We start from the raw sequence: 23,509 nt of genomic DNA on the forward strand, positions 1-23,509 counted from the left end.
GGATCAGTTTATATACTCAGGTTTAGAGGCTAACTCTGATTTTCCACAACGGTTTTCAGGTTTTCGAGCCCCAGTTCAAAGTCAGGTCCGATCATGCCATCCATCATCAATCCCATATACCTGTTTACCGGGTTCATGCCCATATCCCCGCTGTCGCTCCAGGTGACCAGCGTGCCTCCTTCAACAGACTCCAGTGTAAATTCACCGGTCGACCCCATTTCGTAATCAGGAAAATAGAGCCGGTAGGTCATCACGCGGTTATGTTGCAAACCGGTAATCTCCATCTCACCGTCGCCCTGAGTTTCACTGAGCCAGGCCGTTTGCATGCCAATGGCACGATCAGGGCCGCTGAACGAAACCTGCATGGCAGGGTCACGCATAAACCACACTGCCCACTGGGGCCATGCTTTTAAATTAACCACATTGGGATAAATGTCTTCAGCCGCGGCATTGATCATGATTTTGCGTTCGACATGATAATCTGAAGGTAACAGAAACCCGATGCCTGTCAGCACGAAAATGAGCACTATTATTGTCACCAGCGTTTTTTTCAGCCACGCCATTTTCAATCTCCGTGTTGATATTCACTCAAAATATATAACACTTAATTAACATTTGCAGCAGGAAATGTGTCAAACGTCCCGGAAAATTGCTGAACGACATATTTTCTGACGGCATCTGCGTCAACCCGGTCAATCCAGTTTACTTTGTGCCCTTCACTTTTCTCACATCTGAAAATGCGTCCTGCATCAGGGGTCGAAACAGATGCGTTAACATACCCTGACGTTTTTGAAAATGCCGTTTCCGGTAATCCTGCGATGGACGTCGCCAGTATGTCCCACAGGAAATAGGTGAATTCGTAAGACGGGATAGCGGTGACCGTTGCGGCCCAGAACTGCCCTGCCAGATCCGCCACCGGGGTGCGTGATTGCGCAAGCTGGATCAGGAACGCCCGGTCAACCGGGAGCGCATTTGTGGCGTCAAGGGGAACCAGACACACATTAACGCCACTTTGAATTAACGTACGGGTTGCACAGGGATCCCAGTAGGCATTCCATTCTGCGGTACCGTTATGGTCGTGCATTGCCACATTCCCCTTCACATCAATGGCCCCCCCCATCCAAATCACTTCTTTGATTGCGGGTTTTAAAGCTGGCTGACGGGACAAAACTGCAGATAAATTTGTACACGGCCCTGTCATCAGCACCGTTACCGGTGATTCTGCCTGCTTTAATGTTTCCTCAATCCAGATATCAGCCGCGACAAATTGCACATTATCAGTGATTTCCTGTGTCCGGAGCATTTCAGGCATGCTGTGACAAACCCTTGGCTGAGCCCGCCATTCAGGGGGAAACGGATTGGGCCCCGGGATATTGCCGGTGGCTACAGGCACATGCCCGTTACCGGTAAGCGTTAAAATCTTTAAGGTACTTAACAGTGCATCATCCGGATAACAGTCTGCCGGGGTAATCGTCACGCCCAACAGATCCACATGGTCCATTGACAGTAAAAGCATCAGAGATAATAAATCGTCGATACCGCCGTCGTGATCGAAAATCACCGGGGTTCTGGTTAATTTAGCCGGCATAAAAATCCTTATCTGGCGTTAAATTTTATCTTGTGTAATATGGAGTTAATCATTTGTGACAGTGTTGTCCAAATGTTACTTTTTGCTTTTGTCTTTCAGGCACAGCCGTAACGTGCTGATAAAATGGAGAACCAACATGGCTGATAACAGTTCACGCTATATCAGTAATTTGACCCGGGACACTTACGCGCTGATTCTTGCCGGCGGCAAGGGGTCGAGACTGCATGAACTGACTACCTGGCGGGCAAAACCTGCCCTTTATTTCGGCGGCAAATTTCGCATTATCGATTTTCCGTTATCTAATTGTGTTAATTCCGGTATCCGCCGGATTGGTGTGGTAACGCAGTACAAATCACACTCACTCATCCGCCACCTGGTGCGGGGCTGGGGACACTTTAAAAAAGAACTTGGCGAATCCGTCGAGATTCTACCAGCATCCCAGCGGTTTTCCGATAGCTGGTATGAAGGGACTGCAGATGCGGTTTTCCAGAACATCGATATTATCCGCGATGAGTTACCCAAATATGTGATGATCCTTTCCGGAGACCATATTTACCGTATGGACTACGGCCCGATGATTGCCCGCCACGTTGAAAGCGGCGCAAAAATGACGGTGTCCTGTATGTCGGTACCGGTTCAGGAAGCTGCCGGGGCATTTGGCGTTATGTCGGTTGACGAAAATATGCGTATTCTGGGCTTTGAAGAAAAACCTGAACACCCTACTCCTCTGCCCGGTGACAGCACTCGCTGTCTGGCATCTATGGGTAATTATATTTTCGATACAGAGTTTTTGTTCGAGCAATTGCGCCGCGATGCTGAAAAGCAAGGCTCTCAACGTGATTTCGGTAAAGACATTATCCCTTCTATCATTAAAGACCATACGGTAATTGCCTACCCGTTTGAAACATCCGGTGATGAACAGGCTTACTGGCGCGATGTGGGTACTATTGATTCTTTCTGGGAAGCCAACATGGAAATGGTTGCGCCGGTGCCGCAACTGAATCTGTACGATCGTTTATGGCCAATCTGGACGTACCAGGAGCAATTGCCCCCTGCGAAATTCGTCTGGGATGAAGACGGCAGACGGGGTGAAGCCATTAATTCCGTCGTGTCAGGCGGTTGTATTATTTCAGGTTCAACGCTGCGCAGAAGTCTGTGCTTCTCAAATGTCAGGTTGCACTCTTACAGCACCATTGAAGAAGCGGTGATCCTGCCTGATGTTGAAGTTATGCGTAACTGCCGGCTGAAGAAAGTCGTCATTGACCGGGGTTGTGTGGTGCCCGAAGGCACTGTTATCGGCTACGACCATGAGGCAGACCGCGCCCGGGGTTTCCGTGTGTCTGATAAAGGTGTTGTACTGGTAACCCGCGAAATGCTGGGCATGCCTGTTGGTGGTTTAGGGGGTTAGCCCGCCTGCCAGCGCTGAATCGTGGTTGTAATGATTTCAGCGACTTTTTCCGGTTGTTCGAGGGGGAACATATGACCGCCATCGAACATCCGGAATTCCAGAGCATTGTCTTTAACGAATCTGGCTCTGTCTGACGGTTTTGCCACATCCGATCCGGAACCGGCAACCATCAGCCCCGGGCACTGCAATTTGCCTGAAAATTGGTGCAGATTATGGGGGAAATGACGGAAGATCTCAGCTTCTACTTGTCTGTCAAAAGTCAGTCTGCGGTTTTCTCCGTCCTTCACCGTGCCGGCGGCGACATAATCGCGGATACAACGTTTATCCATATTTCTGAACAGTGCTTTACCGGCAAAGTATCCTTCCAGATCATCATCCTCATGCCAGTGCGTCCGGCGAATTTTCGCAAGCCGTGACGGCGTTATTCTGTCCATCAGATTCAGTTTTTTCGCCCCGCGCACCAGCCATTGTTTAGCCCCGTACACCATCGGGGGATCCAGCATAATCACCCCCTTTACTCTTTGCGGATAACGGCAAGCGGTCATATAAGACAACATGGCTCCGAATGAATGACCGGCGAGCCAGACAGGTAGGTATTGCTCCTGCGAATCCAGATACCAGACAAGTTCATCAACCTGTTTTTGCCAGTTACCGGCTACAGGAAATTCTGGCTTGTGGCCAAACTGAGGATTCGCCAGCACGTTCCAGTCTGCCGGTAATGCTGAAAACAGGGTATTGTATGTTGCTGCCGGAAACCCGTTGGCATGGGCAAAATGGATTGTTGTCATAAGTCGTCCGGACTCTTCCTGAAACCGTAAAATTGGCGAAGTGTAAAAACTCTGCTAGGATACAACAAAACTCATCCGACCAGAAGAATTATGCACGTAGATGAATTAATTGCTGTACCGGAAATGTCTGCTATAACCGAAAATCAATGGCAGAGTGCACCGTTAATCATACCAAAGGACTGGGCCCAGGGCCGCACTGCATTTGGCGGGATCTCTGCCGGCATGGCCTATCAGGCCATTTCAACACAGGTTCATGATGACCGTGTTTTACGCTCTTACACCACTAACTTTGTCGGCCCTTTATTACTGAACGAGCCCTTTACTATTCTGGTCACCTGCCTGCGTACCGGTAAAAACGTATCCCAGTACACGGGTCAGATTATACAAAACGGTCAGACATGTGTGTTTGTGCAGGCATGCTTCGGCATGGCACGGACCTCAAAGATTCGGGTAGACAATGTTGAAACCCACGAAATGCCCTGGCCACAAAAGGCAAAATTTATCCCGCAAATACCTAAGGTCACGCCTAAATTTTTCCAGCATTTTGATTTGGCCATCGACGATGGCGGCATGCCTTTCACAGGAAAATCAGGCAGCCATTATCATGGTTTCATGCGTTTTAAGAAAGCGCCTCAAAGCATCAGTGATGCACATCTGATCACTATGATCGATGCCTGGCCTCCTACTTTGCTGCAGATGCTGCGATGGCCTGCACCGGCAAGTACTGTGAGCTGGAATCTTGAATTTATTCACCCTCATCACGAGGTCAGTGGTACAGACTGGTTTGCATATAAGGTACATACCCGTCAGGCTGCAGACGGATACGGTCACACAGAAGCGACCATCTGGAACAGTCATAATGATGTAGTTGCCCTTAGCAGGCAAACAGTGGCGGTATTTGATTAGCAGACGGCGGCCGCCGGAGGAAACCGGCGGTCAGTACAGAATAAAAGAGTTCGGATTAAACAGTGACATTACACTGATACACTGCAGATTAGTGATATCCAGCGCATCTTCCAGGTCTTCCCGCTTCAACGCCAGTCTGTCGTGCAACTCCGGCGAGAGATTGTGATAGCTCGGATACACTTCAGGATTTACGTTATCCAGGGCCAGCACGTAACTGAGTTGCAGAATAAGGGTATCCGAATCGTCCACTCCGCTGTCGACGTCGTGGATCAGCGATACCGGACGATAGATTGACTCAGGGATCCCCCAGCACTGCACCAGTGCAGACGACAATTCAGCATAAGTAAAGCCGAGAATGGCTTTCTGCAATTCAGCGGGACTGACTCTGGCATTGAAAGCCAGGCATCGTTTCGCTTCCTGAGGCATCTCTGATGCAATCACCAGCTCTCCGATGTTGTGCAGTAAACCGCACACAAACAGTTTTTCAGGTTCGCGGATGCGTTTGTTTTCAGCAAAATATTTTGCCAGCAGGCCGCAACTGACGCTCTGCTCCCAGAATTTGTCCAGATCGATAACTTTGGCGTTGATATCACTGAATGCGTGGGTAATACCGTAAGCGAGCGCAAGATCGTAGGCTGAACGTGTCCCGATGACTTGCAGTGCACGGCTGATGGTTTCAATTTTATTGGGGAAGCGGTACAACGCACTGTTAGCGACTTTCAGCATCTGGCTGGTAAGCCCCGGGTCAAAAGCAATGATTTCAGCAATGTCATCAATGCTGGCTGCGTTGTCATCCATACACTCTTTTAACCGGGTCACTGCATCAGGCAGTACAAACACCCCACTCGCTTTTTCTGCAATATCTTGTGCATTCATCACAACAATACTCCGGCAATATCCTGTAGACCTTGTTCAGCAGGCGTTCCTTTTTTCAGCTCGCTGTTTACATGTATAGGCCAGGAAATCGTAACATGCCACACTTTTTCAGTTTAAGGCCTTAAATAATACGGGCCCGGGAATTATTTGAAGTTTAACGTAAAGGTATAAAAGAGACGACGTATGACCAGATACATAAGTCTTAAAATGCATACCCTGCCCTGAGTCTGGTAACATACTGTCTTTTGTTAGCGGAACACCTTGTGAGCACTGCGTTTTCATCTTCCCGGCCTGTGGCTGTGATTATCGGTTTTGTGTGGCCAGAGCCTGACTCTTCAGCAGCGGGACAGAACATGATGGGTATTATCACCGGCTTCCTGAATGATGGCTGGCGGGTGGTATTTATGACTGCTGCCAATGCGTCTGAACATTGCGCCGATCTGGATTTAGACGGGTTGACGACAGAAACTGTGGCACTGAATTGCAGCAGTTTCGATGAGCGTATTGCCGCTATTTCGCCGGATGTGGTGGTGTTCGACCGCTTTATGACTGAAGAGCAGTTCAGTGCAAGAGTGCGCGGCGCTTGCCCGGACGCCATGCGCATACTGAATACGGAAGACCTGCACAGCCTCAGACATCAGCGCCATGAGCAGGTTAAAAGTGGCCACAAATCTGACAACCTTCCCGGCACATTCAGTGACATGACTATCAGGGAGGTCGCCGCCATCCTTCGCAGTGATTTGACGCTGATCATTTCTGAACGGGAAATGAACTGGCTGCAAAGCAATTTCCCGATACCCCGGGAGCAATTGCTGCACCTGCCGCTGCTTACGACCGGGTGCCGGACACCTCTGCCAGACTTCCATGCCCGCTCAGATTTTGTTTTTATCGGTAATTTCCGACATGCCCCGAACTGGGATGCGGTACTCCAGCTACAACAGATCTGGCCGGCTGTCAGAAAGCGCCTGCCGGGCATTAACCTGAATATATACGGCGCGTATCCTCCGAAGAAGGCAATGGCTTTGCATAATCCGGCCAGAGGATTTCACGTCAGGGGATGGGCTGAGAATGCAGATGAAACCATTGCATCTCACCGGATAATGCTGGCCCCCGTAAGATTTGGCGCCGGCGTAAAAGGAAAACTGGTGAAAGCCATGCAATGCGGTACGCCCTCTGTTACCACAACAACCGGTGCGGAAGGGATTGGTACACATGAAACCTGGCCCGGTATGGTTACACATACCAACGAAGACTTTGTTGAATCTGCTGTCACACTATATACTGATGAAAAGCGATGGTTGAAAGCGTCAGAAGATGGTAAACGTTTTGCGGCCAGTCATTTTGACTCAGTAAAACACCAGCGAATGCTCCTTGGTGAAGTTAATGCCCGCCGCGAGCGCCTTCACGCCGATCGCCGGCAATGGTTTTTACAGGCGATGGTATGGCACCAGTCACTGCGGGCTTCACAATTTATGTCACAATGGATAGAGGCAAAAAATAAACATCACGGGCAATAGTTGCTATGCTTAACTTGTCAGCCTCTCAGGAAAGATGAATGAAAACACTGATCAGCACCTTACTACTTACCCTGTTGTCCTGCTCTGCCAGTGCACAGGAAGATGACAATGTATATTTTTGTCAGGGAGTGGCTGAAGCTGTCAGTTCCATCCAGTACGGGCGGGCGTACGGTTTAAAAGATGAAGCCAACGACGCAGTGAAATATATCGCCAGCTTGTCTGCTGAGGCTGAATACGACTTATTGCCTTATATTGACGCATTTATCCGTTCCTCTTCACCGTTACCCTCCGCATGGACGGAAATTCTGTTCACTCACGCCTGTGTATACAGTTATGTCGATGACACCGAACAGGTAAAACGCATTTCGCGGCAACTGCCCTTCCAGTGCGATGTTAACGAGCCGGATATTGATTGTTTTAACGGCGTGTTAGAACGCATCCTGGACAATCGTGTCATTTAGGATCAGCAAGCGCGGCTATAACATAACGCAAACCACTGGTGCGTGACTCACTGAGATAGCGGTCAAGACCTGCCTGCTGCAAGAATTTCTGCCATTCAGCAACGGTCAGCGGCCCGCTTAAAGCAGCTTTTTCAAGCATTACCGCCAACAGGCCTCTTATCACCTTCGAATCAGACCATGCCAGAAATGGCGAGGCGCCGTCTTCCGTATTTACGTCCAGCCACACATTACTCTGACAACCGGCAATTTTGTTGCCGGCAGAGCGTAAAGATTCAGGCAACACCGGTAGATGCTTGCCTGCCAGCATAATATGTCGCATGACGTTATCCCAGCCACGGGCCTCACTGACCCCGGCGGCAAGCGGCGGCAGGGTCATTTTACTTTGTCTCTTCTTGCAGGCTGTCTGCCAGTTCAGAAGCTGTCATGATAATGCCGGCATCGTCACTGGTAAGAGGGAAAACACACACATGAGTATTGTTAGCAGCCATGCCGGGCAACCAGGTTTCCATGAACGTGTCCAGCGCCACTTTCTCCGCTGTTAATGTGGTGTGTGCTGCCACCTCCCATGTATTGATCAAATCTTTATGTGGCCATACGGGCAACACCACCGCACCGTCATTTTCGAACATCACGAAGCCTTCCTCTCCTTTTACCAGCCACACTGACTGTGCTTTGGTAGAGTACTGAAGAAACAACGCAGTACGTTCTTCCGGTGACAACGATGCGGCCTGGCTTTGTACAATTTCAGGTAAAGTTTCAGATACGGTATCCGGGAACATAATTTTCTCACATAAATAATTTCCGGCGGATTATACCTACAGAGAGGCCGGGAAACTAATATAAACTCCCGCCTTTCCGTGCTAATCTGCATAATTGTGATTAAAGATTGCGTTAACTGAGTAACGTATTGATGAGCTCATCCTATTGTATCCTTTCGCCGGCACATGCGGCCTCAATGCCTCTCGATGAAGAACAATTCCGGGAGTTAAAACGGGCAAGAAAACGTTTATCTTCAGCTTATGCTATCCGGCATAAATACAAACTGGTCAGAACCAATTACGGCCTGATCACAGAATCACTCAATGCCGTGGGAACTGCCTATCTCGACGATGCTCACCCTGAACGATTAATTGACGCCAAGGCCCGGCTTAACGCCGCGGTGAATAATTATATTCTTAGTGGCCGGACATTTACGGCACAAATCAAACGGCATGTGCAGGCCTGCATCCAGGACCGCTCAGAAATTAACCGGATCACAAGGCGCATGGAAATTGAATATCAGCGTTCTTTCGCCTACCGGTTTATAGACAGTTTGTACGACTATGTGTCTTATTACGGGATCAGCGTTCACGAAATTGAAATAAGCGGGCAACTTGTATCTGATTCACCTGATGCTGCCCGCCGCTACGAAATCAAAGCGTATATCGACCGTGATTTCCTCGGTGGCCCCACGGATTTCAGGGCGTCGGTTTTGAAAGAAACGCCTCGAAGCATAGAGCTGGTTTCGTTACTGGACGAATTCATGGGATGCCTGGACCGGATCAATGATTTGGCCAGGCAGATCACAGACGAGACCACAATTAACAGCCACGTACTGGTAAAAGAATTTATTAATGTTTTTGCCGGTTCAAACGGCGTGCCGGTAAACAACTTGTTTGTTGTTCATTCAATGCATGGAGACGACAACAATATCTATGATAAATTTCCTATCTCGATGTATGTTGATCAGCAAAACTTAGAAGACGAATACCGGTAAGACAAAGTAATATGGAAATAACAGCACCAGACAGTCAGTTTTGTTCATTACTGCCCGATGACTTTCTGACTTTACACCGTATATCATTTAATGAAAGAGCTTTCATTTTGTACCGGGCTGCGCTCCCTGCCGGCGCACCATCGCAGAAAACCATTATGGTGCAGTTTCCCTGGCTGGACATCACTGAAAATGCGTTTTCTGATATTGATTTACAGTTTCAGACTCTGATAAACACAGCACTGGTCTGCGTTAAAGAACTGCAAAATTACTTAAATCAACATGAGCCTGTGGTAGATTTTTGTCTGTTTATGATGGAAACCAACCCGTCATTCTGCACGTTTTCAATATCTACCGGCCATGAGCAGGCATTGTTCAAAGCGTTACATGATATGCCCTGCCCCGATTGCTTCGGCTATCCCCGCATTCAAAATACGACAATAACTCCGCAGCAATCATTGGCAGCTATCAATCCTTTAGAATAACCACTTTAGTAGGCAACACGTGCCTCTTCAGGCGCAAGCATTCTGAGGATTTCCGTCAGAGACTTTGGCCTGGCATATAAAAAGCCCTGGAATAAATCTGCCCCAACCTCTCTGGCAAATGCCGCCTGCGCGGGAGACTCTATGCCTTCAAAAATAATTGATTTACCCAAACGCTTATTTAAATCCACCAACGACGCCGCCAGTAACCGCATTGGTTCATCTTCCAGTCTGGCAAGCCAGGTACTGTCGAATTTTATCACCGACGCCCGGTTATCCGTTAATTCTGATAAGGCCACAAGACCATGTCCGAAATCATCCAGCGCCACAGTAAACCCATAATCTTCCAGCGCCCGGATAATACGCTTAGCGCCGGCATCGACGATAGCCCGCTCTGAAATCTCGATCACCACGGATGACGGCGATACATTGAAATCCGCAAAGTAGGTGACAAACTGATCCACCAACGCTGTTGAACTGAGCTGCAACAACGACACGTTAATGTGGATCCTGATGTGACTTAAGTCCTGTGCTTCAAGCATTCCGCTTGCAATGCATACTTCCCTCAACATTTTTAAGCCTAAAGGATTGATCAAACCCGTTTCTTCGGCCACAGGAATGAACGTATCCGGCTGCATGTCTTTTACATCTTTCCCCCGCCAGCGGCAAAGGGCTTCCAGCGCGACAACATTGCCTTCACCGTCAACAATAGGCTGAAAACTGGCGTACAAATCCTGATTTTTAATGGCAGCCAGCAAACTCTCTTCCACCAGCAAACGGTATTCAATTGCAGTTTCGTGGTCAGAGGAATAAACCACAGTCTGGTTCTTCCCCTGCTTTTTCGCCTCATACATAGCGATATCAGCGTGTTTCAGCAAATCTTCTGTGCTGTCCTGCATATCAAAATCAGCAACACCAATACTGGCAGTGACAGAAAGTGGCACACTGTGACAATGATAAGGTTTAGCCAGAGACACCAGCATTTTTTGCGTCAGCGCTAATATGTCAGCGTTGTCCTGAACAAGCACAACAAATTCATCACCACCATGGCGGATTAATGTATCTGTGTTTCTCAGTTCAGACTCCAGGCGTTGAGCGCAGGTTACCAGCAACGCATCGCCGATATCATGACCGTAGCGGTCATTAATTTGTTTAAAACCATCCAAATCAATAAAAATCAGAGACTGGATACAGCGTGAAAATTTCACCTCATCCAGCAACAGCTTCATATAATTGCGGTTTCCTGTCCCGGTAAGCGGATCCCGGAACGCCAGTTCCTCAAGCTTACGCTCTGCACGGGACAAATCTGATATGTCAGAAACCGTAAGGATGTATTGCTGTCTGCCCGTTCCAACATCCAGGCATGACAGGGTAATAAAGGCGGGGAACATCGCTTCCGTGCCGTTTCGCAGTGATAATTTATGACGGTATACGCGGTCAGACTGTGCCAGTTCATCACAACGTGAAAAGAGTTCAGAGTTAAAACCATATCGGGTAATGTCCTGCCCTTTCAGGGTAGACACATCACCGGTCAACAAGGTTGCCAGTGAGCGGTTTGCCTCTGTGACTATAAAGGTGTCATCAATAATAGCGACCCCTTCGGATAACTGATCGAAGATCACATCAGAAAGGCGGTGTTTCTTCTCTGTTTCATTCGGCAAGACTTCACCACGACTGACAGGCGCCGCAGATTCGCGCTGAATTTCAGGCAGCACCGTGTTGAACACGATTTTCTGTTCAAGTTCAAACCGCTTTAACGCAGTTTCACAACTGACTTTCAGTGTTTTAGTATCGAAGGGTTTAACAATGTAGCCATATGGCGACGTTTCCAGTGCCTGGCTCAGTGTAGTGTCGTCAGAAAAAGACGTCGTATAAATCAATGGCGTAACAATTTTACTGGCAATGATCCGCGCGGCTTCAATACCACTTCCACCATCTGCCAGATGGATGTCCATCAGAATAAGTTCAGGTTTGAGTACCTCAGCCATTTCAACAGCCTGTGACTCTGAGCGGGCAAGCCCGACGACTTCTGCGCCCATATGAGTAAGTTCGCGGGCCAGATAGGTTGCCGCAATAGTGGTATCTTCCACCACCAGCACCCGCTTATTTTCCAGTAAACTCATCACTACTCCTGTTATCACCGCCGGATACGTCTTTAGACGACGGTTGACGCTAAGTTACACATTACTCTTAATCATGAATGAAGACTGCGTCAATCAGTCTTACAAGATTTGCGCCAGAGTAGTCATTAAATCCTGCCCGGTGACCGGCTTGGTTAACACCGGTACATACTTTATTTCGTCCGGGATGTCTACATCCTCACCATAACCACTGACGATAATGGTAGGAATACCTTTGACCGAAAGCTGTCTGATAAGATCAAAGCTGGTTTCATTACCCAGATGCACGTCAAAAACAGCCAGGCCGGGTTCCCGCCCTTCAACAGAACGGCGTGCTGCGGCGAGCGTACCTGCTACAGCGACATTCTGAACACCAAGTGCCTTCAGCTTTTTTTGCATATCAAGGGCAATCACCAGACTATCTTCGACTACCAGAGCATGTTCCGGCATGCTCAAAGACGTATCGGGTTCTGCAATCGCTGCCACATTTTCACTGTCCGCTGAGGTGTCTTTAACGACCAGATAACGATGGGGGATCACCAGTGTCGCTCTTACGCCGCCCGGAGAAAACTCAATGTCCACTTCACCTTCAAGCTCATGAGGAATGACATTCCGTATCATTGTCATACCAAAACTGTCTTTACCCGGCAGCGACACAGGAGGACCGCCGGTCTCTTCCCAACGGATGATTAACTCAGATTTTTTCGATACAGACCAGTGGACAGACACCGTGCCCTTTTCACCTGAGTTCGAAAGCGCGCCGTATTTCGCCGCATTGGTAAACATTTCATGCATTACCAGCACCAGAGGCGTGGCAGCATAAGGGGCTATCAACACATCCTCACCATGGAGCTCGATGCTGTTAGATAAATTCACGTAGGCTTGAATCTCAGTTTCCAGTAATTTTCGGAAAGAAATATCAGTCCAGTCTGACGCAGTAAGTTGATCATGAGCGGACGCCAGAGCAACCAGGCGGCCGCTGAGAACCTGAATAAATTCATCCAGTGTTCTGCCGGCTTGCTCAGTTTGCATCACAATGGCATTAACCAGATTCAGAATATTCCGTACCCGGTGATTCAGTTCCGATATCAGAATCTCGTGCTTTCTTGCGGCCTGCAGGCGGATACTGTCTCTTTCCTGAATGTGTCTTATCATTACTTCAAGAAGTGTCACCCGCAATGAATCTGCGTCATTAAGTTCCTGCTCAAGCCACTCGTGACAACTGTCACTGTGGGTTTGCTGCCAGACGTCGAAACTGCTTCTTGGCATGAGTCTGGCACCATTCGGGCCGGCCACCACCGGTTTTTCCGGATTACCTGCCCAGCTTACGGTTTTGGTCTGTGCCTGACGGTAAAACAGTAAATAATCTCTGGGACTTTTTGATACAGGGACTGCCAGCACACCGGCAATGCCGTGAACATCAGTCTGATAACCACTCAAAAAATCCGCCAGGGTGTCAATGGCGGCTATTTCACTGGGTGCCAGAGCATTCAGATGACGGCACAACCTCTTGAGGTTATCCGGTTCCAGTCCATGCCCTTCGCTGCGTACTTCACCGTCTACAATGACGCAAATACCGTCACATTTTATCAGGTCGCGCATGACTGGAAACTGTTCAGCAATGCCCTGCGCCAGCGAACCGGAGGTCGGAATGGTCGACATTATCCGGTTGTGAACATGACGCACTCTGTCCCGTTCGACACTTTGCTCTGTCATTAACCGTGACGACAACTCCAGGGAAAATACCTCAGCAAACAGTTCCAGTTCCGTCCGTTGATAATAAGACGGTACTTTTGGGCTGTAGTGATGGCAGGCAAACAAACCCCACAACTTACCGTTAATGACAATGGAAACAGACAGGGAGGCTTTCACCCCCATATTTTTCAAATACTCGATATGGATGGGAGAGACCGCACGCAGAGTGGAAAATGACATATCAATTTGACTGTCAGCCCCCTTTACAACGGGTAACACCGGCACCGTTGTGTCATCCACATCAGCAATCACCCTCAGCAGGTTTTTCACATACAAGGCACGGGCCTGCTTGGGGATATCTGAAGCGGGGTAACGCAAGCCCAGAAAAGGCTCCAGCTTAAATTGCTTACTTTCAGCCACCACTTCCCCTGCACCGTCCGGCAGGAACTTATACACCATGACTCTGTCATACCCGGTGATGAGCTGTATTTGCTGGGCAACCTGATCAATGAGTTCTTTGCTGTCGGCGGCACGGTAAAATTGTGTCAGCAGAGATCGCACAAACTGCTCATCGGCTTTGCGTTCACTGTGCACTTCTTCCAGCTCTATCAACGTATAAAGACCATTATGATGAACAGAGATATCAACAGTCAGTCCGGTAGCCACAACTTTTTGTGCGAACAACCGTTCATTTCTGCCGGTAATCATGGAAGACTGTAAGGAAGAACGGATATGGTGTAACGTCGTTTTGTCAAACCAGTTTTTCAGCGGTTCCCCGGCAACTTCATCCGCTGGTACACCCAGATAATGCTCAGTATTGGCTGAGCAAAATGCAATCAACCAGTCGGCGCGCACAGCAATCAGACAACCAAAGGATTGTATGCTGCCCGGCAGATGAATGGGCTCTCTGTCGCAATTAGTCAGATCGACAGTGAAGTCTGATGAAGTGGCGTTATCCATGTGTTTGAACCGTGCTTATGACTTTTAGAATTTTTTACGGCTTAATGTCTTACAACGTTTTCAGAATATCAGATCAACTTATTGATGAATATAAATAAACTATTTTTAGCACTCAGAGAATCATCGTCAGAACCTCACAAGCAGTTAGAAGCCACCTACCCGTTTTGTTACCAGATGCGCAGTGAAGCGTTCAGTCCGCTGCATTATGGCAGAGCCTTGTCTGTACTAAGGGCTTTTCACGTTTATGCCGCGCCTTTCGTGGCCCGCTTACCTGCTGAAATACGTCACCTGATTATAGTCGATGATGTCATTGATGCACTTAACCTGGACCTGCAAATTTTAGGTGTGCAGGAAGAACAGCCTGAGTTTAAATCTGCATTATCATCTCAGTCACCCACCAGCCTGCTGGCATTCAGTTATGTGTGGATGGGATCATCCATGGGCGGCAGTATTATCAGTCGCTGGTTGCAGTCACGCCATCCCGGTTTACCGCAGCAATACTACCGTACCATGGCAGAAACCGGGGCAAACTGGGAAACATTTAAAGCATGCGCTACTGACTGGGCCGGAGCCAATAATATCAACGATGATGATGCGGGAGACGCTGCCAGACAGGTTTTTGAAAGTATCATTAATACTGCCTCACACTACAGTGAACCTGCTTAACTCAAAAGCTGCAAAATCGCCTGCACCTGTCTTCAGGCAGCACAGCGGTTTTGCTATGATTGCAATAAATTAATTAACAGTGAATTTCATGAAAGTAGTATCTTTTAACATTAACGGGATCCGTGCGCGGTTGCACCAGCTGTCTGCACTGATTGAAAAACACCAGCCGGATGTCATCGGTTTGCAGGAAATCAAAGTGCATAACGAGCAGTTTCCTGTCGCTGATGTGGAAGCGATGGGTTACCACGTTTTCTTTCACGGACAAAAGAGTCACTACGGTGTGGCTATGCTCACAAAAGAGAAGCCGCTGGATGTGCAATACGGTTTTCCCACTGATGAAGAAGACGCTCAACGCCGCATGATCATGGTGACGTTAGCAGGTAAGAATGGTCAGCCGGTGCGGGTACTGAATGGCTATTTTCCTCAGGGCGAGAATGAAAAGCATGAAACCAAGTACCCGGCGAAGCGTAAATTCTATGCCGATTTAATGGGGTATCTCAGTGGCCACCATAGTCAGGATGACAACGTCATCATTATGGGTGATCTGAACATTTCACCGGCAGACAATGATATCGGCATTGGCGAGGATAACCGTAAACGCTGGCTGAAAACCGGCAAATGTTCTTTTTTACCGGAAGAACGTGAGTGGATTAACACACTCTACGACTGGGGCGTGACCGACAGCTTCAGAGCACAAAATCCGGAAGTAAGCGACCAGTTCAGCTGGTTCGATTACCGCTCAAAAGGATTTAACGACAACCGGGGTTTGCGCATTGACCATATCCTGGCAACAAAGCCTGTCCATGAAGGGCTTCAGGAAACCGGCATTGATTACGAATTGCGCGGCATTGAAAAGCCGTCTGATCATGCTCCCATCTGGACGGTGTATGATATTTAACTAACGAGGTCATCATTGACAAGCCTGCAGACATTCGCACTTATTCTGTTCACCGGACTGATGATTGTGATAATCAGGAATCTGTCCTGGCAGGCTCTGTTAAAAGATAAGAGACAGCAGCATGTGTTATTCGGTTATACCGCGCTGCTGTTTTTTTTATGGATTTTCCGTGCCGGGATTTATCAGGGGCTGGATGTTCATTTTTTATGGCTGAGTGCACTAACGCTGACACTCGGATTCAGAAAGGCGCTGATTGCCGGAGCCGTGGCCCTTACCGGTATAACATTAACCGGTACTGAACAATGGCATATGATTGGTGTAAACGGCCTGCTTGGCGTTGTCATACCTGTGTGCGTCAGCTATGTCATATTTATGACCGCATTTCACAAAATCCCCCGTAATCTGTTCGTCTACATCTTTGCCTGTGCATTTTTCCCGGGCGCCATAGTCATTGCTTTAAAAATGGGTTTGCTGGGGGGATATTACCTGGCTGACGGTTTATATGACTGGCAAACCGTAAGAGATAACTACCTTATTCTTATCCCCTTACTGCTCTTCCCCGAAGGACTGTTAAATGGTATGACTATGACATTGCTTATCGTCTATAAACCTGAACTGGTCTACACCTTCCATGACAAATTCTATATCGACGGAAAATAACCAACAGCCATTGCGTATTGCCATCGTGATTTACCCTGACGCTGAAGTACTTGATTTCGCCGGGCCCTACGAAGTTTTCACTACAGCAGTGCGGGTCCACCAGTTTAACTGGCAGGTACAACTGGTAGCAGAAACAGCCATGATTAAAGCCCGTGCGGGTTTTATGGTACAGAGCCACGCTACATTTGCAGATGCAGAGAAACCGGACATCCTGGTGGTGGTTGGCGGCGATCATACCCGCGAAGTGAACAATCCTGTGTTACTGGCATGGATCAAACAGGCATCTGCTAGTACAAAGATAGTGGCGTCAGTGTGTACCGGTGCATTCTTGCTTGCCGAAGCAGGAATTGTGGATACTCATAATATGACAACACATTGGGAGGACATTGCTGATTTGCGCAGGCTTTATCCGTCACTCACTGTGCATGAAAATTGCCGGGTAGTGAATCAGGGCACACTTTACAGCAGTGGCGGAATATCAGCCGGCATCGACATGGCGTTAACGCTGGTGGCTGACATTACGAAGAAAACTGATGCTGAAGCAACAGCCAGACAAATGGAATACCGGTGGGACGACAGCTGTCTGCGCGTATAGCGCAGACACGTTTAAAGCAGGAAAGATCAGTCTTTCTTGTAAAGAATATCCATCACACCGGCCAGTTCGGTTTTGCCTTCCCGCACTTCTTCTTCACTCAAACCGGCGATTTCGTGAGGAAATACCAGCCACTCATCACTCTGGTTTACATAATAGTCAGGAACAATTTCTGTCTTATTGTTCTGTGGCTTGTACCAGGGGCAAGCAATACGGATGTCTTTCGGCATATTCAGACGCATCAGTTTACGCACCTGGTTGATAAGCGCATCCACACTGCGGCCGGAATCAAATACATCATCAACGATCAGCAGTTTGTCGTCAGCATTAGCATTTTCGACCAGATAATGCAGACCGTGAACACGGATTTCTTTCGACTGTTTATTGATACCGTAGTAAGACGATGTTCTCACTGCGATATGGTCAGTGGGAGTATTTTTGAATTCAAAAAATTCCTGAACGGCGATACCAATAGGCGCACCACCACGCCAGATACCGATAATGAAGTCCGGCCGGAAGCCATCTTCATATACCATAGCCGCTAAACGGAACGAGTCTTCCAGAAGAGATTGGGAGGTAATAAAGTTTTTGTTCATAGCATTTATCCGGCCAGATTTGAAAGGCGGGAAGTATAGTGAAAATTAGGGTTATTTGCACGCAAAATTAACCACATGGTCAACATGGTACAAGCCAGTTTATTCGTTCTGCAGCGCCGTAGCAGGATGCACTTTCATTGCTCTCACAGCAGGGTAAACACTGGCCAGCAAACACAGTCCCAGTGAAAACAGTGTCACCATAATGACCTGATGCCAGCGTAAATCCACAGGGATCCCCTGCCCGTCGGCAGACAATGCCAGCTGAATATCCAGCAGTGACAGCAAATTATTCAGTTGCAGCACTACCACAACACCCAGTACCAGACCAAGTATAGCGCCCTTCACACCGTTAAACAGGCCGTTAAGTAAAAAGACTGTCCGTATCTGACCGGCTTCCATTCCCTGAGTTTGTAAGATGGCAATGTCACCCTGCTTTTCAGTGACTACCATCACCAGTGCAGAAACAATATTAAATCCAGCGACTGCAATGATGAGAAGCAGCATCATAAACATCATGTTTTTTTCCATTTTCACGGCATCGAACAAGGGGCCCTGACGTTCCCGCCAGTTATCGGATGAAAAGCCCTGCCCGTCTAATGTGTTTATGACCGCACTGTAATTAAAAGCGTCGTTGAGAAAAAGGCGGGTGTCTGCGGGCGCATCCTGAGGTTTCCGCAACAACCTTTTCAGATCGTCCAGATGCATAAAGATGACCTTGTCATCCATCTGAGAATTGACCCCGTAAAGTCCTGCTACTTTTACAATACGCTGAGCCGGCATGCGTCCCAACGGGGTATATACACTGGCTCCTGCCACAAGAAGGCGCATTGTATCCCCCGGCCTGAGATCGAGTTGAACAGCCAGCGCCTGACCGGCAATCACATTAAAACTGCCGCTTTCCAGACCGGTGAACTTACCGGCCACCATGTTTTCTGCCACCACAGAGCCCTGCATATCTTCCGGCACAACGCCCTGAATCTGCACACCTCTCAGCCCGCTTCTTGCCTGTAAAACCCCTTCTGTTTCGATAAACGGCATGACATGGTCTACACCGGCAATGCTTTCAAAGGGGGCCGCAGATGGTTCAGCATGTACAACCACATGAGGAAGAATGCCCAGAATGCGCTGCTTTAATTGTCCTTCAAACCCGTTCATCACGGATAACACAATGATCAGCGCCATCAAACCCAGTGCAATCCCGGCGACTGAAAAAAAGTTAATGAACGAAACAAAGCTATTTTGTTTATTCGCAGTAGAATAGCGCAGCGCCAGAAAGGCAGAGACTGGTTGAAACATGAAAACCCGGCGTCGGAAAAAGTAAATGGCGTAATACGGCAACCGTATTAGTAAAGTTGTTAGTCTACGTGTAAGCTTTACTACGTACAAGATTGATGTAGCAGGATTTAAATGAGCAACGAGACACTGGCAGATAAACAGGCACAATTCGACGAGTTCTTCATGATTACCAGTGAACTGCCGGTAAACGTAGTGCCGCTGGAAGCGGGTAAACCCGTTCCTGCCAGTGACGATCTTGAATCCGTCATGCCCTATGCATTCAGAATTGCCGGGGAAATGGCAGCCATCGAGGCACAGGCATTAAGACCGCTGCGTAACCTCGGAGACCACGCTGCAGCGCTAACCGATTACCTGAACCATCAGGCCAGAAAAATCGACCTGATGATGTCTTATATACTGCACCAGCAGGATGATGAGACCTGTCGCTATCAGACCGTTAAGTTTGGCGGCGGCGGTATAATTGTCAGTACCACATCGCCTTACGAAACCGGTACGCTGGCTGAACTGAAGCTGTTTCTCAATCAGGAAGCGGCGGCTGTTTATTGTTTCGGTGAAGTTATTGCTTGCCAGCAGCACGGAGATGATTACCATATATCCTTCATTTTCCGCAGCATCCGCGAACAGGATCAGGAATTGCTGGTGCGCGCCAGTTTGCATTTGCAAACCCAGCAGCTGCGCAAACGCGCTCAGGACAAACAGGAATAGTTCGCTCTCACGCAACTCCATGATAACCAGCCAATAGTTTTCAAGGTGACATGACAGCCACAATTTTTTCTTTACCACTGCCGAAGGCCAAAAAAGCCGGCAGCACGGGTGATCACCAGCAATGGGGTCAGTTAAAAGGCAGTAGCCGCGCTCTGGCCGTCAGCCAGACATATAAGCAGCATAAAGGACCGGTGGTTGTTATCACCGCTGACACACCGTCTGCCATGAAGCTCCAGCGGGAACTTGCATGGTTTTTAGATAACGACCGTAGTGTCACCACCTTGTTCCCTGACTGGGAAACTCTGCCTTATGATATGTTTTCGCCCCATCAGGATATTGTTTCCCAGCGGATGGAAACCTTGTACCGGATGGCGAACGAGCCCCGCGGTATCTTCATCGTTCCCGTAAACACGCTGATGCAACGGCTGGCACCGGTAGATTATTTGAATAAATATCTGCTGATGGTTCATAAAGGCGATACCCTTGACCGTGAACAGTTCCGGCGCAATCTCGAACAAGCCGGCTATCTGCATGTAAACCAGGTAATGAGCCACAGCGAATTTTCCATTCGCGGTTCAATTATCGACCTGTTTCCCATGGGCAGTGACAGACCATTCCGCATTGATTTATTCGATGATGAAATTGATTCTATCCGCTATTTTGAAACAGAAAATCAGCGCTCTGCGGATGCCGTAGATGAAATACGGTTGTTACCGGCGAGAGAATTTCCCACCGACAAAGCTGCACTGTCAGCCTTCAGAGCCCGTTACCTGGAAACCTTCGACAGCAACAGTTCGCAGGAATCGGTATTAAGTCAGGTATCCAAAGGCACCATGCCAGGCGGTATCGAATACTACCTGCCGCTGTTTTTTGACCATACTGCTACCCTGTTTGACTATCTCCACGATAATGCCGTCCTGATGCTGCATGGCGATGTCATGGACGCCAGCGAGTTTTACTGGGCAGATGTGGCAGAGCGTTACGAACAGCGCAGATACGACTTATCACGCCCCCTGCTCAGCCCTGAAGCACTGTTTCTGCCAGTTAACCAACTTTTCGAACAGGTTAAAAACTGGCCGCGGATTTCACTGCATACAGACGCTTTAGAAGAAAAAGCAGGAAAATCCAACCTCGGATGCGAAAGCCTTAAAGACATCGCATTTAATCCGCAGAAGAAACAGCCGGCTCAGGCGCTGACGGAAAAAATGAAAGCCGCGCGGAATGCCGGCAGCCGTGTGCTTTTCTGTGCTGAATCTCAGGGACGGCGAGAAAATCTGCTGACTCTGCTGAATAAAGCAGGGATCCGCCCTGAGGCCGTTCAGCAATTCAGTGCCTTCATCGACAGTGATGTTGCTACAGGTATTTGCGTTGGTCTGGTTGAAAACAGCTTCGAGTTGCAGCGTGAACAGGGCAATATTCTGTTTATTACTGAAACAGAACTGCTGGGCCATAAGGTCAGTCAGCGCCGCTTACGTGACAAACGGCAGGCAACGGATGAAAGTGCCATTATCCGCAACCTCGCCGAACTGTCGGTTGGACAACCTGTGGTACATTTTGACCACGGCGTGGGCAGGTATACGGGTTTGCAAACCCTGGATGCCGGCGGCGTGATGACCGAGTACGTTTGCATTGAATATGCAAAGCAGTCAAAACTCTACGTCCCCGTGTCTTCTCTACATCTGATTTCACGCTATACCGGCGGCGATGTGGATCATGCACCACTGAACTCACTGGGCTCAGATGCGTGGACAAAGGCGAAACAAAAAGCTGCCGAGAAGGTCCGCGATGTGGCTGCGGAGCTGTTGAATGTCTATGCCAAACGGGCAGCGAAACCGGGTTACGCCTACGACATCAACTGGGAAGATTACCAGAGTTTTGCCGACAGCTTTCCTTTTGAAGAAACACCGGATCAAATTCAGGCCATCAATGCGGTTATTCAGGATATGGGTTCACCGCAGGCCATGGACAGACTGGTTTGTGGTGATGTGGGCTTCGGTAAAACAGAAGTAGCCATGCGGGCAGCATTTTTGGCTGCCAATCACGGTAAACAGGTGGCCATACTTGTGCCAACCACCCTGCTGGCACAACAACATTTTGAGAACTTCAAAGACCGCTTTGCAAACTGGCCGTTTAATATTCAGGTAATGAGCCGTTTTGTCAGCGGTAAAGCGCAGAAATCCGTTGTCGACGGCATCAAAGAGGGCCAGGTAGACATCGTGGTGGGCACTCATAAACTGCTCAGCAGTGACATTGAATTTAATGATCTTGGCCTTGTGATCATTGACGAAGAACACCGCTTTGGCGTGCGTCAAAAGGAAAAATTCAAATCCCTGCGTGCAGACGTAGATATTCTGACCCTTACCGCTACCCCCATACCAAGAACGCTGAACATGGCATTGTCCGGTATGCGTGATTTATCCATCATCGCTACGCCGCCGGCACGCCGTTTATCGATAAAGACTTTTGTGCAGCAACGCAATACGTCCGTGATCCGTGAAGCGGTTATGCGTGAAATTCTTCGCGGTGGTCAGGTTTACTTCCTCCACAATGAAGTGGATACCATCGAAAAAACCGCGAAAGAAATTGCCGAAATTGTCCCTGAAGCGCGTATTGCCACCGGTCACGGACAAATGCGTGAGCGGGAACTGGAAACCGTGATGAGTGATTTCTATCATCAGCGCTATAACGTGCTGGTGTGTACCACAATCATTGAGACCGGTATCGACGTTCCTACCGCTAACACTATCATTATGGACAGAGCCGACCACCTCGGTCTGGCGCAGCTTCACCAGTTACGCGGACGTGTGGGCCGTTCTCACCACCAGGCATACGCATATCTGCTTACCCCGCATCCGAAGCGGATGACGAAAGATGCGGCCAAGCGTCTGGAAGCCATCGCCAGCCTGGAAGATCTGGGTGCAGGCTTCGCACTGGCTACCCATGACCTTGAAATTCGCGGTGCCGGTGAATTGCTCGGCGATGATCAATCGGGTCAGATTGCCTCTATCGGTTTTACGCTGTACATGGATATGCTGGACCAGGCTGTGACAGCATTGAAAGAAGGCCGCGAGCCCAGTCTGGAAGATGCCTCAGCCAATCAGACGGAAATTGAGCTGCGTATTCCTGCGCTGCTGCCCGATGACTATATTGCAGATGTGAATCAGCGTCTTTCACTCTATAAGCAACTGGCAAGTTGTCAGAGTAAAGATGCCATTGATGAATTCCAGGTTGAGTGTATAGACAGATTTGGCTTACTGCCGTTGCCGGCAAAACAACTTATCAAAGTCGCTGAACTCAAACTCATCGCAAAACGGTTGGGTATAACAAAAATCGACCTGACCAGCATTGGCGGCACCATTGAATTCAGAGAAAATACGCCAGTGGATCCGGGGTATATCATCCAACTGGTACAAACCCGTTCTGATACGTTCCGTTTTGAAGGCAGCCAGAAGTTGCGTCTGGTGAAGAAAACCGAAACAGCAGAAGAACGGTTATCCCTGATTGAAAATGTACTGAACGACTTTGCCATGGAGACAAAGTAA

At 48.7% G+C, this 23,509-nt stretch carries 22 protein-coding genes; 12 read left to right on the forward strand and 10 right to left on the reverse strand.

All coding sequences use genetic code 11. The annotated features are described in order from the left end of the window. Positions 1 to 29: 29 nt before the first annotated feature. Positions 30 to 563: an SRPBCC family protein gene (locus DS731_RS12100; protein WP_119501569.1), complete on the reverse strand. Its 534-nt coding sequence runs from the start codon at positions 561 to 563 to the stop codon at positions 30 to 32. Between the two features lie 41 nt (positions 564 to 604). Next, positions 605 to 1,588 carry a nucleoside hydrolase gene (locus DS731_RS12105; RefSeq protein WP_119501570.1) on the reverse strand — a complete coding sequence of 328 codons (984 nt, stop codon included), beginning with the start codon at positions 1,586 to 1,588 and terminating at the stop codon, positions 605 to 607. Positions 1,589 to 1,724: 136 nt separating this feature from the next. Between DS731_RS12105 and glgC the strand changes: the two genes are divergently transcribed. Beyond that, positions 1,725 to 2,996 carry a glucose-1-phosphate adenylyltransferase gene (gene glgC / locus DS731_RS12110; RefSeq protein ID WP_119501571.1) on the forward strand — a complete coding sequence of 424 codons (1,272 nt, stop codon included), beginning with the start codon at positions 1,725 to 1,727 and terminating at the stop codon, positions 2,994 to 2,996. Here glgC and DS731_RS12115 read toward each other — a convergent pair. Further along, positions 2,993 to 3,784: an alpha/beta fold hydrolase gene (locus tag DS731_RS12115; protein WP_119501572.1), complete on the reverse strand. Its 792-nt coding sequence runs from the start codon at positions 3,782 to 3,784 to the stop codon at positions 2,993 to 2,995. The two genes, glgC and DS731_RS12115, sit on opposite strands and share 4 nt — an antisense overlap. A 90-nt stretch (positions 3,785 to 3,874) precedes the next feature. Here DS731_RS12115 and DS731_RS12120 point away from each other — a divergent pair, with 90 nt between their 5' ends. Then, complete coding sequence (locus DS731_RS12120; protein WP_119501573.1) at positions 3,875 to 4,690, forward strand: acyl-CoA thioesterase; 816 nt, start codon at positions 3,875 to 3,877, stop codon at positions 4,688 to 4,690. A 30-nt stretch (positions 4,691 to 4,720) separates the two neighbouring features. Here the strand turns inward: DS731_RS12120 and DS731_RS12125 are convergent, their stop codons facing one another. Further along, positions 4,721 to 5,566, reverse strand: coding sequence for an HDOD domain-containing protein (locus tag DS731_RS12125; protein ID WP_119501574.1), 846 nt, complete (start codon positions 5,564 to 5,566; stop codon positions 4,721 to 4,723). Between the two features lie 263 nt (positions 5,567 to 5,829). Between DS731_RS12125 and DS731_RS12130 the strand changes: the two genes are divergently transcribed. Then, positions 5,830 to 7,083: a glycosyltransferase gene (locus tag DS731_RS12130; protein WP_232373352.1), complete on the forward strand. Its 1,254-nt coding sequence runs from the start codon at positions 5,830 to 5,832 to the stop codon at positions 7,081 to 7,083. A 38-nt stretch (positions 7,084 to 7,121) separates the two neighbouring features. Beyond that, positions 7,122 to 7,544, forward strand: coding sequence for a hypothetical protein (locus DS731_RS12135; RefSeq protein ID WP_119501575.1), 423 nt, complete (start codon positions 7,122 to 7,124; stop codon positions 7,542 to 7,544). Here the strand turns inward: DS731_RS12135 and DS731_RS12140 are convergent. Further along, positions 7,537 to 7,920: a SufE family protein gene (locus DS731_RS12140; RefSeq protein ID WP_119501576.1), complete on the reverse strand. Its 384-nt coding sequence runs from the start codon at positions 7,918 to 7,920 to the stop codon at positions 7,537 to 7,539. The two genes, DS731_RS12135 and DS731_RS12140, sit on opposite strands and share 8 nt — an antisense overlap. A 1-nt stretch (position 7,921) precedes the next feature. Further along, positions 7,922 to 8,323: a DUF2750 domain-containing protein gene (locus tag DS731_RS12145; protein WP_119501577.1), complete on the reverse strand. Its 402-nt coding sequence runs from the start codon at positions 8,321 to 8,323 to the stop codon at positions 7,922 to 7,924. A 176-nt stretch (positions 8,324 to 8,499) separates the two neighbouring features. Here DS731_RS12145 and DS731_RS12150 point away from each other — a divergent pair, with 176 nt between their 5' ends. Together DS731_RS12150 and DS731_RS12155 are read left to right on the forward strand one after the other, a co-directional pair. Beyond that, a complete protein-coding gene (locus tag DS731_RS12150; protein ID WP_119501578.1) occupies positions 8,500 to 9,300 on the forward strand; it encodes a hypothetical protein in 801 nt (266 codons plus the stop codon). An 11-nt stretch (positions 9,301 to 9,311) separates the two neighbouring features. After that, positions 9,312 to 9,782 (forward strand): hypothetical protein, encoded by a 471-nt coding sequence (locus DS731_RS12155; protein ID WP_119501579.1) that lies wholly within the window; start codon positions 9,312 to 9,314, stop codon positions 9,780 to 9,782. A 5-nt stretch (positions 9,783 to 9,787) separates the two neighbouring features. Here DS731_RS12155 and DS731_RS12160 read toward each other — a convergent pair whose 3' ends face one another. Both DS731_RS12160 and DS731_RS12165 read right to left on the reverse strand, forming a co-directional pair. Next, positions 9,788 to 11,902, reverse strand: a complete 2,115-nt coding sequence (locus DS731_RS12160) for a two-component system response regulator (RefSeq protein ID WP_119501580.1) — start codon at positions 11,900 to 11,902, stop codon at positions 9,788 to 9,790. Between the two features lie 99 nt (positions 11,903 to 12,001). Next, complete coding sequence (locus DS731_RS12165; RefSeq protein ID WP_119501581.1) at positions 12,002 to 14,554, reverse strand: HWE histidine kinase domain-containing protein; 2,553 nt, start codon at positions 14,552 to 14,554, stop codon at positions 12,002 to 12,004. An 84-nt stretch (positions 14,555 to 14,638) separates the two neighbouring features. Here DS731_RS12165 and DS731_RS12170 point away from each other — a divergent pair, with 84 nt between their 5' ends. From DS731_RS12170 to DS731_RS12185, 4 genes are all read left to right on the forward strand, one after another. Continuing rightward, positions 14,639 to 15,220, forward strand: coding sequence for a biliverdin-producing heme oxygenase (locus DS731_RS12170; protein WP_150154279.1), 582 nt, complete (start codon positions 14,639 to 14,641; stop codon positions 15,218 to 15,220). An 88-nt stretch (positions 15,221 to 15,308) separates the two neighbouring features. Further along, entirely contained in the window at positions 15,309 to 16,118 is an 810-nt protein-coding gene (xthA, locus tag DS731_RS12175) for an exodeoxyribonuclease III (RefSeq protein ID WP_119501583.1), read from the forward strand. Between the two features lie 15 nt (positions 16,119 to 16,133). Next, on the forward strand, positions 16,134 to 16,778 hold the full coding sequence (locus DS731_RS12180) for an energy-coupling factor ABC transporter permease (protein WP_119501584.1): 645 nt from the start codon (positions 16,134 to 16,136) through the stop codon (positions 16,776 to 16,778). Beyond that, positions 16,750 to 17,373, forward strand: a complete 624-nt coding sequence (locus DS731_RS12185) for a DJ-1/PfpI family protein (RefSeq protein ID WP_232373353.1) — start codon at positions 16,750 to 16,752, stop codon at positions 17,371 to 17,373. The genes DS731_RS12180 and DS731_RS12185 overlap by 29 nt, the downstream gene beginning before the upstream one ends. 26 nt (positions 17,374 to 17,399) lie before the next feature. Here the strand turns inward: DS731_RS12185 and DS731_RS12190 are convergent, their stop codons facing one another. Both DS731_RS12190 and DS731_RS12195 read right to left on the reverse strand, forming a co-directional pair. After that, complete coding sequence (locus tag DS731_RS12190; protein ID WP_119501586.1) at positions 17,400 to 17,966, reverse strand: phosphoribosyltransferase; 567 nt, start codon at positions 17,964 to 17,966, stop codon at positions 17,400 to 17,402. Between the two features lie 99 nt (positions 17,967 to 18,065). Beyond that, the gene (locus DS731_RS12195) at positions 18,066 to 19,262 is read right to left on the reverse strand and encodes a lipoprotein-releasing ABC transporter permease subunit (protein ID WP_119501587.1); all 1,197 of its coding nucleotides are present in this window, start codon (positions 19,260 to 19,262) and stop codon (positions 18,066 to 18,068) included. Between the two features lie 111 nt (positions 19,263 to 19,373). On the opposite strand from DS731_RS12195, the gene DS731_RS12200 reads away from it, so the two are divergent. Together DS731_RS12200 and mfd are read left to right on the forward strand one after the other, a co-directional pair. Continuing rightward, positions 19,374 to 19,967, forward strand: coding sequence for a PilZ domain-containing protein (locus tag DS731_RS12200; protein ID WP_119501588.1), 594 nt, complete (start codon positions 19,374 to 19,376; stop codon positions 19,965 to 19,967). Positions 19,968 to 20,017: 50 nt separating this feature from the next. Next, on the forward strand, positions 20,018 to 23,509 hold the full coding sequence (mfd, locus tag DS731_RS12205) for a transcription-repair coupling factor (protein ID WP_119501589.1): 3,492 nt from the start codon (positions 20,018 to 20,020) through the stop codon (positions 23,507 to 23,509).

This window comes from Alteromonas sp. RKMC-009, from assembly GCF_003584565.2.
GTDB lineage: Bacteria > Pseudomonadota > Gammaproteobacteria > Enterobacterales > Alteromonadaceae > Alteromonas.